At 70.5% G+C, this 15,362-nt stretch carries 15 protein-coding genes; 14 read left to right on the top strand and 1 reads right to left on the bottom strand.

Annotated features, from left to right (window positions below; genetic code table 11):
* Positions 1 to 449: 449 nt before the first annotated feature.
* The 12 genes from ABGB10_RS10180 to ABGB10_RS10235 all read left to right on the top strand — a co-directional run bounded on the left by ABGB10_RS10180 (position 450) and on the right by ABGB10_RS10235 (position 12,519).
* A complete protein-coding gene (locus tag ABGB10_RS10180; RefSeq protein WP_347660797.1) occupies positions 450 to 1,202 on the top strand; it encodes a flavin reductase family protein in 753 nt (250 codons plus the stop codon).
* Positions 1,203 to 1,377: 175 nt separating this feature from the next.
* Positions 1,378 to 1,743 (top strand): DUF485 domain-containing protein, encoded by a 366-nt coding sequence (locus ABGB10_RS10185; protein WP_145778408.1) that lies wholly within the window; start codon positions 1,378 to 1,380, stop codon positions 1,741 to 1,743.
* Entirely contained in the window at positions 1,721 to 3,412 is a 1,692-nt protein-coding gene (locus tag ABGB10_RS10190) for a cation acetate symporter (RefSeq protein ID WP_347660621.1), read from the top strand. Before ABGB10_RS10185 ends, ABGB10_RS10190 begins: the two co-directional genes overlap by 23 nt.
* An 80-nt stretch (positions 3,413 to 3,492) precedes the next feature.
* Complete coding sequence (locus ABGB10_RS10195) at positions 3,493 to 4,470, top strand: NAD-dependent epimerase/dehydratase family protein (protein ID WP_347660622.1); 978 nt, start codon at positions 3,493 to 3,495, stop codon at positions 4,468 to 4,470.
* 76 nt (positions 4,471 to 4,546) lie between these two features.
* Positions 4,547 to 5,773 carry an LCP family protein gene (locus tag ABGB10_RS10200; RefSeq protein ID WP_347660623.1) on the top strand — a complete coding sequence of 409 codons (1,227 nt, stop codon included), beginning with the start codon at positions 4,547 to 4,549 and terminating at the stop codon, positions 5,771 to 5,773.
* Between the two features lie 171 nt (positions 5,774 to 5,944).
* Positions 5,945 to 7,207 carry an LCP family protein gene (locus ABGB10_RS10205; protein ID WP_347660624.1) on the top strand — a complete coding sequence of 421 codons (1,263 nt, stop codon included), beginning with the start codon at positions 5,945 to 5,947 and terminating at the stop codon, positions 7,205 to 7,207.
* Between the two features lie 175 nt (positions 7,208 to 7,382).
* Positions 7,383 to 8,345, top strand: coding sequence for an LCP family protein (locus ABGB10_RS10210; protein ID WP_347660625.1), 963 nt, complete (start codon positions 7,383 to 7,385; stop codon positions 8,343 to 8,345).
* A gap of 58 nt (positions 8,346 to 8,403) precedes the next feature.
* Entirely contained in the window at positions 8,404 to 8,739 is a 336-nt protein-coding gene (locus ABGB10_RS10215; protein ID WP_347660626.1) for a rhodanese-like domain-containing protein, read from the top strand.
* Between the two features lie 9 nt (positions 8,740 to 8,748).
* A complete protein-coding gene (locus ABGB10_RS10220; protein WP_347660627.1) occupies positions 8,749 to 9,537 on the top strand; it encodes a glycerophosphodiester phosphodiesterase family protein in 789 nt (262 codons plus the stop codon).
* Between the two features lie 45 nt (positions 9,538 to 9,582).
* Positions 9,583 to 11,037 carry an ATP-binding protein gene (locus ABGB10_RS10225; RefSeq protein WP_347660628.1) on the top strand — a complete coding sequence of 485 codons (1,455 nt, stop codon included), beginning with the start codon at positions 9,583 to 9,585 and terminating at the stop codon, positions 11,035 to 11,037.
* A 60-nt stretch (positions 11,038 to 11,097) separates the two neighbouring features.
* Complete coding sequence (locus ABGB10_RS10230) at positions 11,098 to 11,514, top strand: ATP-binding protein (protein WP_347660798.1); 417 nt, start codon at positions 11,098 to 11,100, stop codon at positions 11,512 to 11,514.
* Positions 11,515 to 11,631: 117 nt separating this feature from the next.
* Positions 11,632 to 12,519 carry a DUF5926 family protein gene (locus tag ABGB10_RS10235; RefSeq protein ID WP_347660629.1) on the top strand — a complete coding sequence of 296 codons (888 nt, stop codon included), beginning with the start codon at positions 11,632 to 11,634 and terminating at the stop codon, positions 12,517 to 12,519.
* Positions 12,520 to 12,537: 18 nt separating this feature from the next.
* On the opposite strand, the gene ABGB10_RS10240 is transcribed toward ABGB10_RS10235, so the two are convergent.
* Entirely contained in the window at positions 12,538 to 13,764 is a 1,227-nt protein-coding gene (locus tag ABGB10_RS10240; RefSeq protein ID WP_347660630.1) for an arginine deiminase, read from the bottom strand.
* 164 nt (positions 13,765 to 13,928) lie between these two features.
* On the opposite strand from ABGB10_RS10240, the gene ABGB10_RS10245 reads away from it, so the two are divergent.
* Positions 13,929 to 14,666, top strand: coding sequence for a hypothetical protein (locus ABGB10_RS10245; RefSeq protein WP_088987108.1), 738 nt, complete (start codon positions 13,929 to 13,931; stop codon positions 14,664 to 14,666).
* A gap of 169 nt (positions 14,667 to 14,835) precedes the next feature.
* Complete coding sequence (locus ABGB10_RS10250; protein WP_347660631.1) at positions 14,836 to 15,294, top strand: hypothetical protein; 459 nt, start codon at positions 14,836 to 14,838, stop codon at positions 15,292 to 15,294.
* Positions 15,295 to 15,362 lie beyond the last annotated feature (68 nt).

A 15,362-nucleotide genomic window follows, 5' to 3' on the forward strand; every position in this document is an offset into this window, starting at 1 on the left:
ATCGGGGCGGCCCTCGTCGACCGGGAGGAGATCAGCCATGTTCGGGTTCATCCGTGGCAGGAACGGGGCACGGTGGTCGTACCGGAAGAGGAAGGTTGCGGCACCGGCGGCCGTGCCGGGCGCGACCGGAGCTGAGCGGTCGGCAGGCCCGCCGAATCGACCACCCGCGTGGGCGAACGGGCCGACGGTGGCCCTGCCGCGACCGGGCCGGGCCGGTTGGCTGACCCCGGCGCAGACCTGGCGCGCGAACGGCGGTCGCTGGTGACGTGCGCCGTTCGGGAGCTTCGTGAGACCCGCGCGACCGCCCGCCTCGAATATCCCGCGCCAAGATCCGCGCAACATCAGGGTTGTTGGTGCCTCCCAGGTGTCGGAGGCAGCATCATCCGGGAAGTTGCTCGGATCTTGGCGTGGGGCGTAGGGCGGGGCTGGTGAGCCGGCCGCACCTCCCGATGCGGCCACTCTGGCGGTGTCGGGGCTGCGGCGCACTCTGGCCGTGCCAGCCGGCGCGGCTGGCGTTGCTCGCCGAATACCGGGATGACCGGGTGGGGCTGCTGGTCTACCTGGGCACCCTCATGGCGGAGGCCGGTGATCAGCTCGCCCGACTCAACGGGCGACCCACCGATCTGCACGAGCGCTTCCTGGGTTGGGCGCGTGGCCGGGACGGCACAATGTTTCACGTGAATCATGAGCCGGGCGCCGAGATCCACCACACCGACCCGTTCGCGGTGCCGACCGGGCAGCGGTCGCCGGTACGCCGGCTGCGCGGCCGACTCGCCGCACCGGTGACCCTCTGGACGGCTCCCGGCCCGGCCGGGCTGACGGTGTCGTCCACGCTGGTCGCCGAGGGGGAGCCGGACCGACTGGTCGGGTTGATCGACCCGGAGTCCGATTTCTGGGCGGCGGCGGAGGAGGCGGGTCGGTTCGCGGTCACACCGCTCGGTCCACCGCACCGGCAGCTCGCCGACCGGTTCGCCGGCCTGTTCCCCGCCCCGGGCGGGCTCTTCGCCGCCGACACCTGGATCGAGACGCCGTACGGGCCGGTGCCCGCGGACGCCGGCGGGTGGGCCGGGTGCCGACTGGACACCGCCCGGGAGTACGGCTGGGGCCTGCTGGTGGAGGCCACCATCGAGGCGGTCGACCTGACCGAGGAGGCGGCTCCGCTGCTGCACTATCGCGGTCGGTACCACGAGCTACCGGGCTGAACGGTCGGCCCGTCCGGGCCGACCGGTCACCGGAGTGACCTGGGTCACTCGGCGCAGCCAGGCAACCGCTCGGCGCAGTCGACGACCGGCGTCGATCTCGGCCTTCCCCGTCGGGGAGCGCGCTCTCTACCGTGCGCGAAACTCCTCTGACGCCTGTGAAGGTGGTGATCCACAGATGTCCACGGACACACCCGCTCCGGCCGCTTCCCAGTCGGACAAGTACCTGACCGTACAACGGTCGGACGAGTTCGCCGGGCTGCGGCGTGCGCTGCGCGGCTTCGTCTTCCCGATGACCGTCGCGTTCTTCCTGTGGTATGCGCTCTACGTCATTCTCTCCGCGTACGCCCGGGACTTCATGGGCACCAAGCTGTTCGGCAGCAACATCAACGTCGCCCTGGTCTTCGGCCTGCTCCAGTTCGTCTCCACGTTCCTGATCGCCTGGCTCTACTCCCGGTACGCGGACCGGAAGATCGACCCCATCGCCGACCGGATCCGCGCCGAGATCGGGGAGGTGACCCGTGAAGACGGTCCACGCGGTTGAGACGTTCCTGGCGGCCGAGGCGGGCAACCACACCGCCCGCAACCTGACCATCACGCTCTTCCTGGTCTTCGTGGCGGTGACCCTGGCCATCACCATCTGGGCCAGCCGGCAGACCAAGACGGCGACCGACTTCTACGCGGGCGGCCGGTCCTTCTCCGGCTTCCAGAACGGCATGGCGATCGGCGGCGACTACATGTCGGCCGCCTCGTTCCTCGGTATCGCCGGCATCATCGCGCTCTACGGCTACGACGGCTTCCTCTACTCGATCGGCTTCCTGGTCGCCTGGCTGGTCGCCCTGCTGCTGGTCGCCGAACTGCTGCGCAACTCGGGCCGGTACACGATGGCGGACGTGCTGGCCTTCCGGATGCGTCAGCGTCCGGTGCGTACGGCGGCGGCGGTCTCCACCATCACGGTGTCGATCTTCTACCTGCTGGCGCAGATGGTGGGTGCCGGCGCGCTGGTCGCGCTGCTGCTCGGCATCCGGCCGGGGACGACCTTCCTCGGCATGGACGCGGACACCGCGAAGGTGGCCACCATCATCATGGTCGGCGCCCTGATGATCATCTACGTCACCGTGGGTGGCATGAAGGGCACCACCTACGTGCAGATCGTCAAGGCGTTCCTGCTCATGGGCGGTGCGCTGCTGATGACGATCCTGGTGCTGGCGAAGTTCAACTTCAACCTGTCGGCGCTGCTGGGCCAGGCGGCCGAGGCTTCCGGCAAGGGTGGCGCGTTCCTCGAACCCGGGCTGCGGTACGGCGTCGAGGTCGCCGGCAACTCGACACAGACCTTCTACAACAAGGTGGACCTGCTGTCCCTGGGCATCGCCCTGGTGCTCGGTACCGCCGGTCTGCCGCACATCCTGATCCGCTTCTACACGGTGCCGACCGCCAAGGCCGCCCGCAAGAGCGTGCTCTGGGCGATCGGCATCATCGGCACCTTCTACCTGCTCACCCTGGCCCTCGGCTTCGGTGCGGCGGCGCTGGTCGGCAGCCAGGCGATCACCGCACAGGACAAGGCCGGCAACACCGCCGCGCCGCAGCTGGCCGAAGCGCTGGGCATCAGCTTCTTCGGCGGCGACCTGGGCGGGGCAGCCCTGCTGGCGATCATCGCGGCGGTCGCCTTCGCCACCATCCTCGCGGTGGTCGCCGGGTTGACGCTGGCCTCGTCGTCCAGCCTGGCGCACGACTTCTACGCGAACGTGCTGAAGAAGGGTGAGGCGTCGGAGCGGCAGGAGGTGCGGGTCGCCCGGATCTCCGCCCTGGTCATCGGCGCGGTGTCGATCGCCTTGTCGATCTACGCGCAGAACCTCAACGTGGCGTTCCTGGTGGCACTCGCCTTCGCGGTCGCCGCCTCGGGCAACCTGCCGGCGATCCTCTACAGCCTCTTCTGGCGGCGGTTCAACACCTCCGGCGCGGTGTGGGCGATCTACGGCGGTCTCCTCTCGGCCGTACTGCTGGTGTTCTTCTCGCCAGTGGTCTCCGGTGCCGCGACCTCGATGTTCCCGAACCACGACTGGCAGTGGTTCCCGCTGTCCAACCCGGGCATCCTCTCCATCCCGTTCGGTTTCCTGTGCGGATGGATCGGCACCGTCATCTCCAAGGAGCACGACGAGGACAAGTACGCGGAGCTGGAGGTACGCGCCCTGACCGGCGCGGGCGCCCACTGACGCTCTCCGACGGGCTCCCGCCGACGCCTGGCGTCAGCGGGAGCCCGTTGCCACATCCGCGGGTCGGTAGGCTGAGCGGTATGAAGGTTGTTGAGCGCTTCGGGTCCGGTCACCGCATCCTCGTCACCGGTGGAGCTGGCTTCGTCCCGTCGCATCTGGTGGACGTCCTGATCGCCCGCGGCTGCACGGTGGTGGCGCTGGACAACTTCGTGACCGGCTCCAAGGAGAACGTGGCCCACCTGCTGGACCGGCCCACCTTCACGCTCGTCGAGGCGGACATCTCCGAGGGCCTGCCGACCCACCACCCGGCGATGGCCGAGCGTTTCGACGCGATCCTGCACATGGCCTCGCCGGCCAGCCCCACCGACTTCGCCCAACTGCCGGTGGAGATCCTCCGGGTCGGCTCGGTGGGCACCCTGCACCTGCTGGAGCGCGCGGTCGCCGACGGTGCCCGGTTCCTGATGGCCTCCACCTCCGAGGCGTACGGGGACCCGAAGGAGCACCCGCAGCGGGAGACCTACTGGGGCAACGTCAACCCGATCGGGGTCCGCAGCGTCTACGACGAGGCGAAGCGCTTCTCCGAGGCCGCGACGATGGCGTACCACCGCTACCGCGGGCTCGACGCGGCGATCGTCCGGATCTTCAACACCTACGGCCCGCGGATGCGCCCGGACGACGGCCGCGCCATCCCCACCTTCATCTCCCAGGCGCTGCGCGGCGAGCCGATCACCGTGCACGGCACCGGCAACCAGACCCGCTCCATCTGCTTCGTCGAGGACCTGGTTCGCGGCATCCTGCTGCTGCTCGACTCGACCGAGACGGGCCCGGTCAACTGCGGCACCGAGCACGAGCTGTCCATGCGGCAACTCGCCGAGTTGATCGTGTCGCTCTCCGACAGCACCTCGAAGGTGACCTACGTCACCCGCAGCTCGGACGACCCGGAGATGCGTCGCCCGGATCTCACGCTCGCCCGCGAACTGCTCGGATACGAGCCGACGGTGGCGCCCGAAGACGGCCTGCGACGCACGATCGAGTACTTCCGGGCGCGGCTAGGGTAACCGGTTCGTTGCGTACCGCCTGCCGCTGAGTGTCGCCTGAAGGCGGCGGTGGCTCCCGCTACGTACCCTGAGTTACATGTCCGCGACCTCGTCTGCCGGCGTCCCGCATCCGTTCCTGCACCGCAGCGCCGGGCGCGCGTCGGTGCCCGGCCCCGATCGGGGCGCTTCCGGGCGTGCCCGTCCGACCGAGGCACGCTTCTACCCGTCGTACGACGAGGAGGCGCCCCGGCCCGGCGGCCCGGCGGGGCCGAGAGGGCCCGGCCGCCCGGGTGGCACCGGTGGGTCGGGGCGACGTGGCCCGCGCCCGCGTTGGGGGCGGATCGCCCTCGTTGCCGGGGTCGCGGTGCTGGTGCTGGCGTTGCTCGGCGGCGTGGGTGCCTGGCTCTACGCCCGCAACCTGAACGGCGACCTGGCCCGCACCGACCCGTTCGCGGAGATCACTGGCGGCCGACCGGTCAAGGCGGTCGACGGCGCGCTGAACATCCTGCTGGTCGGCAGCGACTCGCGGGACCCGGACGCCCCGGTCGACACCAAGAGCCAGTGGCGCGCCGACACCGTCATCGTGATGCACATTCCGGCCGACCACCAGGAGGCCTACCTGGTCTCCATCCCGCGCGACCTCTACGTGCCGATCCCGGAGAGCGCCGGCGCGGCCTGCGACTCCGGTGACCGCGCGAAGATCAACGCGGCGTTCGCGTTCGGCGGGCTGCCGCTGGCGGTACGCACCGTGGAGTGCTTCACCGACGTTCGGATCGACCACGTGATGGCGATCGACTTCGGCGGGTTCAAGGAGGTCACCGACGCCCTCGGCGGGGTGGACCTGAAGGTGGAACGGACCGTCACCTCGATCCACAAGCCGTACCGGACGTTCACCAAGGGCACGAACCACATGGACGGCGCGGAGGCCCTCGACTGGATCCGGCAGCGCAAGCAGTTCCCGGACGGGGACTTCGCCCGGATGCGGCACCAGCAGGAGTTCCTGCGGGCGCTGATGGACAAGGCGGCGAGCAGCGGCACGCTGGCGAACCCGAAGAAGCTCAACGATTTCCTCCAGTCGGTGACCAAGGCCGTAACCGTGGACCAGGGTTTCTCGGTTACAGACATGGCGTTGCAGTTCCGCAACCTGCGCGGTGAGAACCTCACCTTCGTGACCAGCCCGAACTCGGGCAGCGACACGATCAACGGCGAGTCGGTGGTGGTTTCGGACCGGGAGAAGGCGCTCGCCATGTACCGGGCCATGTCGGCGGACACCATGGCGGACTGGGTCAAGGCCAACCCGCCGAAGAGCAACGACGGCGGCTGACGGGTCGGCAGGCCCCACGGCCGACAGCAATCCGCCGTTCGGCTCATCGAGTGGCGACGATCGACTGAGTCCAAGGATTTGACGTCCGGATTGACACGAGCTGAACTCGCAAAGTCGAATTGATGTCCGTACAGTGGTGCCGCCCCCTCCTGATCACGAGCTGGAGCACGCATGCCGGTTCAGGCCAGTCGTCGCCCTTCGTCCCCCGGGTCCGCCGCGCCCAGCGGCCGGGTCGCCGCAGCCATACCCGTGCAGGCGCGCCCCTCGGGCGACGGACCGGGTGCCCGACCGCCCGGCTTCGGCGGTGCCGGCCCTGCGGGTGGCGGCGGGTCGCCGAAGAAGAAGACCAAGCGCAAGGACCCCCTCTGGGCCCGACTGACAGTGGTCTTCGGTGCGGTGCTGATGCTGAGCAGCGGGGTGGCCATCGTCGGCAGCAAGGTGCTGATCGGGCAGGCGACCGGCGACATCGCGAAGGGCAACCTGCTGGGTGAGGCCGGCAAGTCCGACGCCGAGGGCGGGGCGAGCCTGGACGGTCCAATCGACATGCTGCTGCTCGGCGTGGACGCCCGGGAGCGCTGGGCGGCCGACGACGTGCGCTCGGACAGCATCATCATCCTGCACATTCCCGCCACGCACGACCAGGCGTACCTGATCTCGATCCCTCGGGACACCGAGGCGCAGATCCCCCCGTTCAAGAAGAGCGGCTACCCCGGCGGCACCGGAAAGATCAATGGCGCGTTCCAGGCCGGTGCCGCCAACGGCGGTGGTTGGGAGGGTGGCGCCCAGCTGATGGCGCAGACCATCAAGCGACTCACCGGGATCAGCTTCGACGGTGCGGCGATCATCAACTTCGGCGGCTTCAAGAACGTCATCGACGCCCTGGGCACCGTGCGCATCTGCGTCAGCCAGGAGGTCAAGTCGCTGCACATGTCGTACGTCGACGGCAAGCCGATGTGGAACGCGGACGCCAAGAAGACCGGCAAGCAGCGGACCCCGGTGGTGCACAAGAAGGGCTGCCAGGAGATGGAGGGATGGGCCGCGCTCGACTACTCCCGACAGCGCAAGTCCCTCAAGAACGGCGACTACGACCGGCAGGCCAACCAGCAGCAGCTGATCAAGGCGATGGCCAAGAAGGCTACCGACGGCGGGATGTTGACCAACCCAGGCAAGATGAACCAGCTGATCAAGGCGGCCGGTAAGGCGTTCGTGCTGGACACCGGCGGAGTGGCGATCGAGAACTTCATCTTCACCATGCGCGGGGTCACCGCCAACGAGCTGACCATGCTCAAGACCAACGGCGGCACCTTCCACGCCAACGGCAACAACACCGAGGGCTTGAGCGAAGAGACGATGGCGATGTTCCAGGCCGTCAAGCAGGACAAACTCGCCGAGTTCGTCTTCAACCACCCCGAAGTGATCTCCACCCGCAAGTGACGACCGGGAGTCGCGGAAAGCCAGCGACGGCGCCGTCACCACCCGTAGCCTGACGTGAGCAGGTTTCACGTGCGGCGGCGGGGAGGCGGACACGTCCAGGTGGGGGCGGAACACGGCGGACCGGGCCGCAACGGCCCCTTCCGCCCGAGCACGCCGCGCCCGTGGATCGCGGATCATGCTCGGCATCGGCCTGGCCCTCGTCCTGCTGGCCGGGCTCGCCATGATCGGGCTCAAGACGCTCAGCAACCGGTACGACCGGACGGTGACCAAGGAGCAGTTGCTCGACGCCGACGCCCGCACCGACCGCACCGACCTGGACGGGCCCCTCAACTACCTCCTGGTCGGCTCCGATCGCCGCCCCGGCGACAGTGGGCCGGCCCAACGCTCGGACACCATCCTCATCGTGCACGTCCCCGCCGGGCAGCGGGAGGCGTACCTGGTCTCCGTCCCACGTGACCTGCTGGTCGCCATCCCGCCCGGGAACGGCTTCGGCGGCGGCCAGGACAAGATCAACGCGGCGTACGAGCACGGCGGCGGTGGGCAGGCCGGCGCTCAACTCCTCTCCGCCACCCTGCACCGGCTCACCGGCATCCGCTTCGACGGTGCCGCGCTGATCGACTTCTCCGGCTTCCGCAAGGTCATCGACCTGCTCGGCGGGGTGGAGATGTGCGTGGACACCGAGGTCCGCTCGATCCACACCAACCGGGTCTTCCCCACCGGCTGTCAGCGCATGGACGGGGCGCAGGCACTGGACTACGTACGACAGCGCTACGACCTGCCCGGCGGCGACTACGACCGGCAGCACCACCAGCAACAGTTGCTCCGGGCGATGCTGGACAGCGCCGGCGGCGCAGACCTGCGCAGCAACCCGGTCAAGCTCGACCAGGTGCTGCGGGCGGTCGGCGGGTCGTTGACCGTCGACACCAACGGCGTACCCCTGGAGGACCTGCTCCTCGCGCTGCGCGCGCTGCCGCCCGACGGGATGCGCGGCGTCCAGGTGCCGTCGTCACCGCAGACCATCGACGAGGTCTCGTACGTGGTACTGGACAACGGGGGCAACGGGCTCTTCGAGGCGGTTCGCGGCACTCGGGTGCCGGCCTGGGCGCAGGCCAACCCGCGCTGGGTGACCCGGTTGTGACAGTCCCGACGGCCCCGTCGGTGCCGAACCGGCCGACGAGGATCTAGTGTTGCTTCCTGTGTTCGGACCCCAGGTTCCCACCGTGCCCGTGACCGAGATCGCCGACGATACCTACCTGCTGGATGTGCGGGAGGCCGACGAGTGGACCGCCGGCCACGCTCCCAACGCCCACCACCTGCCGATGATGGAGCTGCCGGCACGGTTGGCCGAGGTGCCCACCGACCGGGACGTGGCGGTCATCTGCCGCTCCGGCGGGCGCTCGGCCCAGGTCGTCGCCTACCTGATCAACAACGGCTGGGAGCAGGTGCGTAACGCCGACGGTGGGATGCGCCAGTGGGCTGCGGTCGGCCGACCGGTGGTCGACGCGAACGGGCAGCCCGGCCAGGTCATCTGAGGCGGGCGGATGGGCGGCCCACTGGTCTTCGCGCACCGCGGCGCCTCGTACGACCTTCCCGAGCACACCCTGGCCGCGTACCTACGCGCCCTCGACGAGGGCGCCGACGGCCTGGAGTGCGACGTCCGGTTGACCCGGGACGGGCACCTGGTCTGCGTACACGACCGTCGACTCGACCGCACCAGCAACGGTCGCGGTCTGGTCAGCGCGCGTACGCTCGCCGAACTGGACGCGCTGGACTTCGGCTCGTGGCACCCGGGCAGCACACCGAGCGGCGACCTGCCGCCGGACGAGTCGCACACCCGGTTGCTGACCCTGGCCCGGCTGCTGGAAGCCGTGCTCGACGCCGGACGCCCGGTCCGGTTGCTGGTGGAGACGAAGCACCCGTCCCGCTACGGCTCGGCCGTGGAACGGCGACTGGTCGCCATGCTGCGCCGGTACGGGCTGGCCGACCCGGCGCCGGACGACCCGGTGCAGGTCACCGTCATGTCGTTCTCGCCGCTGGCGGTCCGCCGGGTCCGCGAGCTGGCGCCGACGTTGCCCACCGTGCTGTTGCTGGAGGTGTTGCCGCGCTGGCTGCGGTTGGGTCGGCTGCCGTTCGGCACCCGGATCGCGGGGCCGGGCATCGGTCTGGTCCGGGGTCGCCCGCAGCTGCTGCCCGCACTGCGCGCCGCCGGCAACCAGGTGTACGTCTGGACGGTCAACGAGCCGACCGACCTGGAGCTGGTGCTGTCCGCCGGGGTGGACGGGATCATCACCGATCGACCGGCGTACGCCCTCTCCCGGCTGGGCCGCTGACAGCCGGGGGTGCCCAAATCCAGCTCTACGGGGCAGACTCGGCGCATGCCGGAGCGTATCGACTTTCCCGCTCTCCTCGGCGGCCACACCGTCGTGATCGAGATGATCAACTCTGGGGACGCGGGCCTGCCGGTCCTCACCCAGCTTCTCCGGGTGGCCCAGCCGGCACTCGGTGCGACAGGTATGGCGTTCGTCGAGTTCGGTCCGACCGGCGGTCGGGTGATCTCCGCGACCGGTGCGGCGGAGTGGGCCCTCGGCCGTCCGCTGGCAGTGGACGACCCGGACACCGCCTGCCTGCTCGCCGGGCCACGGGCACGACAGGTGCGGGTGGGTCACCTCAACGGCAAACTGGCCGCCGAGCTGACCGGCAGCGATCTGCGCTGGATGGTGGTCTCCCGGGCGGAGATCGGCGGCCACACCGTCGGCAGCCTTCACGCGCTCTACCCGGGCGATGACGAACCGGGCGCCGAGCAGCAGGGGGTGGTCGCCTACCTCGCGTCCTGCGTCGCGCACATGTACGGCGACCAGAGCGGCCTGCCGGTGCACGGCGACGGCCCGGTGGTGGCGGCACTCGCCGACGGGCTGGCCGTCGTCGACCGGGACGGACACGTCCGACTCTGGAACCCGGCCGCCGCCCAGGTCACCGGTCGGTCGACCGAGCAGGCGCTGAACCGACCCCTGCCGTTCCCACTGCCCCCCTCCGGCCAGGTGCGAGATCACCGGATGCCGGACGGCCGCTGGTTGCGGATCACCTCCGGTGAGCTGCCCGGCCCGGGCACGCTGCGGGTGGTCACCTTCCGCGACATCACCGACCAGCAGCAACGCGACCACGACCGGGATCTGTTCGTCGCCGTGACCAGCCACGAGCTACGGACACCGGTCACCGTGATCAAGGGGTACGCGGACACGCTGACCGACCACTGGGAGTCACTGAACGAGGTGGACCGGCGGCAGGCCGCCCGGGTGATCGGGCAGCGCGCCAACGAGCTGGCCCGATTGGTCGACCGTCTTCTCTCCTCGGCCGCCGAGGCGGGGCCCGGGGACGAACCGGCGACGCCGTTCGACCTCGGCGAGGCGTTGCGCTCCGCCGTCGTCGACCTGCCGGCGGAGTTGCGCCGGCGGCTGGTGCTCCTCCTCCCGAACGACCTGCCCAAGGCGCTCGGTCACCGGCCCAGTCTGGCCACGGTGTTGACCGAGTTGACGACCAATGCCGGCAAATACTCGGCACCGGACTCTCCGATCGAGGTCACCGCCTCGGTCGACGGTCAACTGGTGGCGTTCCGGGTCAGCGACCAGGGCATCGGCATCCGACCGGAGCACGTGGAGCGCGCGTTCGACAGGTTCTGGCAGGGCGAGTCCGGCGACCGGCGCGGCTATCCGGGGGCAGGGCTCGGCCTCTATCTCGTCCGCCGGATCGTTGAACAACAGAATGGATGGGTATCCCTACGTCCAAGGGCCGGCGGCGGTACGGTCGCAGAGGTGCGGCTACCCCGCTGTTGACCGAGGTGGCGCGACGTGGAGGCGACGGTGGCAGCGGCAGTGACGGATCGGGCGTGGTGCGTGGTGGTTCCCCACCATCCGGCCGGGGCACGGCTGGCCCGGCACAGGCTCGCTGACGAGTTGGCGGACGTCGTACCCCCGACGCTCCTCGCGGATCTGATCGCGGTGCTCGCGGAGCTGGTGGGCAACGCGGTGCGGCATGCCCGGCCGCTGCCCGGCGGAGTCATCCGGGTTGCCTGGCGGCTACGGCCCTCGGCCGAGGGCGCGCTGATCCAGTTGCGGGTCACCGACGGCGGTGCGAGCACCGGGCCGCGGCTCCGGACGGCCAGCCCCGACGCGGCGGACGGGCGCGGGCTGCACATCGTGGCCGGCCTGGCCAGCCGGTGGGGGGTCGAGCGGGACGGCATGGGCCAGCGCGTCTGGGCGGAGTTCGACCCGGTGCCGGCACCGCGACCCGACCTGGTGGCGGCGGGCTGAACCCCGCGGTCGTGCGGTCGCCGACGCCCCGGGTGGTGGCAACTTCGGTGATCGACCGGCGGAGGTTGGGTGGGTCCGGCCCACGGCGAGCCGGTCAGGGCTCTAGGCTGTGACGCCGTGAGCAAGCGTCGAAAGAGCCAGCGCACCGCCGCCGACACCGCCCCCCGCCGGGACAAGGTGCGGGACATCTTCGTGCCTCGTCCGTTCGACGGGTTGGTCGACGAGCCCGAATGGATCGCCCTGCGTGAGTTGGTGCCGGCGGCCTCCGCGCCGCTGCGACTCGCACCCGCCCTGGTCGAGGAGTTCGGCGACCGGCCCGCGACGCTCGCCACGGTGCTGCCGATGGCAGCGCCGGCGATCACCAAGCCGGACGGCCGGGTGCTCATCGGTCTCCAGCGCCACCAGCAGTCCGGTGACGTCTCCCGGGACCTGGCCGAGGCGCTGCTCTGCGCACTGCGGACCGAGCCGGGTGGGCAGGTCTCCGTGCCGCCGCTGCCCGGCCCCGGCCCACGCCTGCAGGACATCCTCGTGGACGGCCCACTGGACATCAGCATGCACGAGGGTTTCGAGTTCTGGCTCGACCCCGGAGCCGCCGACGACCCGACCGTCCAGGCGTCCCTGGAGCGGGCGAACGCCGCCATCTATCCGACGGTGCGGCTGACCGCGGCGAAGGCCGCCTACTGGTGCCAGGTCCCGGAGAAGGCACACGTGCGCTGGGTGTTGCCGGACGACGAGGACGCCGCCCTGGACGCGCTGGCCCGTCTCGGCGCGGCCGGCTCGCTGACGCTCGGCGAGCAGACCAAGTTCGCCGGCATGTTCCGCGCGCACGGGCGTCTGGTCCCGGTCTGGGACCTGCCGGAGGAGACTCCGGCGACGGACTGGGAGGACCCGGTGGCGCAGTTCGCCAAGCGGTACGCGGAGGCGCTGGCCGCCGGCGACCCGCTGGACGCCGCCGGCCGACGCGCCCGCCAGGGTCTGCTCGGTCGCCAGCTCACCCTCCGCTGAGCTGCGGAGGGGCGCCGCTCACGGCGAAGGCGCCCCTCCCCGCAACGGATCGCGGGTGATCGGGCAGGACATGCAGCGTGGGCCGCCCCGGCCGGAGCCCAGCTCGGAGCCGGCGATCGGGATCACCTCGATGCCGGCCCGCTCCAACTGGGCGTTGGTCTCGGTGTTGCGCTCGTAGCCGACGCAGAGCCGGGGTGCCAGAGCGAGGGTGTTGTTGCCGTCGTCCCACTGCTCGCGTTCCGCGGTGACCGGATCCAGCCCGGTGTCGATGACCCGGAGCAGGTCGAGGTCCATCGCGTCAGCGGCGGCCCGCAGGAAGGGTGCCGGCCCGTCCACCCGCGGGTCCGCACCGTCCGCCCCGGCGATCACGGTGTACGCGGACAGCGTGCTCGCGATGTTGGGATACATCAGTACGGCGTCCACGTCGACCATCGTGCAGACGGTGTCGAGGTGCATGGTGGCGCGTTTCTGCGCGATCGGCACCACCAGGATGGTGTGGGCCAGGCCGGCGGCGAAGACCTGCCGGCCGAGGCGCTCGGCGCCGGCCGGTGTGGTCCGCTCGCCCACCCCCACCGCCAGTACCCCGGGTGCGAGCAGCAGCACGTCCCCGCCCTCCAGGTGTTCGAGGTTCGGGCGGTAGACGAACTCGGTGCCGGCGAAGCGTGGATGGTGCAGGTAGATGGCGTCGGTCAGGGTCGTCTCACGGCGGCGGGCGGGCATGGCCAGACTGGTGACGCCGACCCGATCACCGATCCAGAGCGACGAGTCGCGGGTGAACAACAGGTTGGGCAACGGGTCGATGACGAAGTCATGCCTGTTCATCAGGGTGTAGACCAGCCCACCGGGCCGCTCCGAGCTGATCCGCAGTTCCTCGTGGGCCAGCCCGGCGGTGAGCACGTCGGCCAGGGCCGCCGGATCCAGGTAGGAGAGGTGGTCGGCGACGCGGGCCCGCAGGGTGTCGCCGAGTCGCCGGGAACGCAGCACCTGTTCGGTGAGTTCGGCACGGGCGTCCGCCACGGCAAGTGTCTCGGCCAGCAGGGTGGCCAGGTAGAGCACCTCGACGCCGCGCTCGCGCAGGGCGGCGGCGAACGCGTCGTGCTCCTCCTGAGCGCGCCCGACCCAGGGGATCGCGTCGAACAGGAGCGAGTCGTTGTTGCGCGGGGTGAGCCGGGCCAGTTCGGGGCCGGGCCGGTGCAGCAGTACGGTGCCGAGCCGGCCGACTTCACTGTCGACGTAGTGGGTCACTCCCGCAGCGTAGGGCAGGGTTTGGCGGCATCCGACAAAAGAACTGTGGATGAATATGGCATTCATCCACAGTCATTCCGGCGCTCCGGCTTGCCGAACACCGGGAGCGACAACGTAGGGTAGTGAGGACATAACTTCGAGGGACCTTTTGCCGGAGGTCGACGATGACTGTCTTTCCCGCACGACGAGCCGTACCGTCCGCTCGGGCACTGCCGCCCGTCGCGGTACCGCACCCCCGCGTCGAGTCACCGGGGGTTCTCGAACCAGTCCGTCCGACACCCCTCGAATGGGCCCGCCGTCGTCGGGCCGAGCGGGGTGCACGCCGCCTGGAGGCGGCCGGGGCGCGGGCACTGGGTCAGCTCGACCACCTCGGGCCCGCCTGGCACGTCATCGAGTGGCCGCGCACGGACGTGACAGACGTCCTCGACCGCGGTCAGGACGACCGCGCCGGGTTCCTCGCCATCGGGCCGAGCGGCCTCTTCGCCGTGACCATCGCCGACCACGGCCGGGCCAGGGTGCTCGTCGCCGGCGACGTCGTGCAGATCAACGGCAAGCGACCCCCGTACGTGGCCGAGTCCCGCCGGGACGCCAAGCGGGCCAGCAAGGCCCTCTCCGACGCGGTGGGGCTGCCCGTCCCGGTGACGCCGGTGCTGACCTTCGTCGGCTCCGGCGTGATCAGTGTCTACGGCCTTCCGAAGGACTGTCTGATGGCCACCCATCGGGAGCTGGACCGGCTTCTCGTCGCTGGTGGCAGCCGGATCAGCCCTGCCACGGCCGAGAAGCTCTCCCGGGTCGCACAGCACCCCAGCACCTGGTTGAACGGCACGTACCGTCCAACGGCCGACTACCGGTGGTATGACGAGGGCCGAACGGCCGCTGACAAGCCGGCCCACCGCCGGTAACGTCACCGGCGACGCCACGCGGCTCCGGTCCCCCCGTCCACCTCACCGGTTTCCGCGCCGTCACCGGCCGCGTCGGCTCAGGTTGCGCAGCCCGGTGACCCGGTGCGCTCGGTGATTCCGTCGGCGACCCGCTAGCGTGGACAGTCGATCGGTGCACATAGGAGGCGCGGTGGCCCACGTCGAACTTTCGCTCTCGGAAGCGTTCGTGCCGGCGGCACGAGCCTCGACAGAGCCGGAGTCCGACAATGTCGGCCAATGGTCCTCGACTGTGTCCCGGGCCGATGAGCCGTGCCTGCTGATCGACGCCGACACGAGGGTGGTGGCGATCTCCGCAGCCGGCTGCGAGCTGCTCTGTCTGGGCGAGCCGGACGGTCTGATCGGGCGGCCGCTGCTCGACGGAGGGCTGCGCCTGCTCGACTTCACCGCCAACCGGGGCGTGCTGACCGAGGCCGAGATCGACAAGATCCCGCCCCTGCTGGCGCTCTCGTCCGGCCGACTCGCTCGTGGGTTACTCCGAGTGCAGGCCACCTCGGGAAGCAGCTCCGACGCCACCGTCGACGCGATCTCCACCCCAGTGCTCACCGACGGTGCCGTCGCCGGCTCGCTCACCTTCTTCTCCGAGGTCTGACCTGCGGCGGAGTGTGTCGTTCGCCGCACGCGGCGTTCCTCGGGGGAGCCCTCGCACAGGCCGTAAGG

It is taken from the genome of Micromonospora sp. B9E7 (genome assembly GCF_039871815.1).
Taxonomy (GTDB): Bacteria; Actinomycetota; Actinomycetes; order Mycobacteriales; family Micromonosporaceae; genus Micromonospora.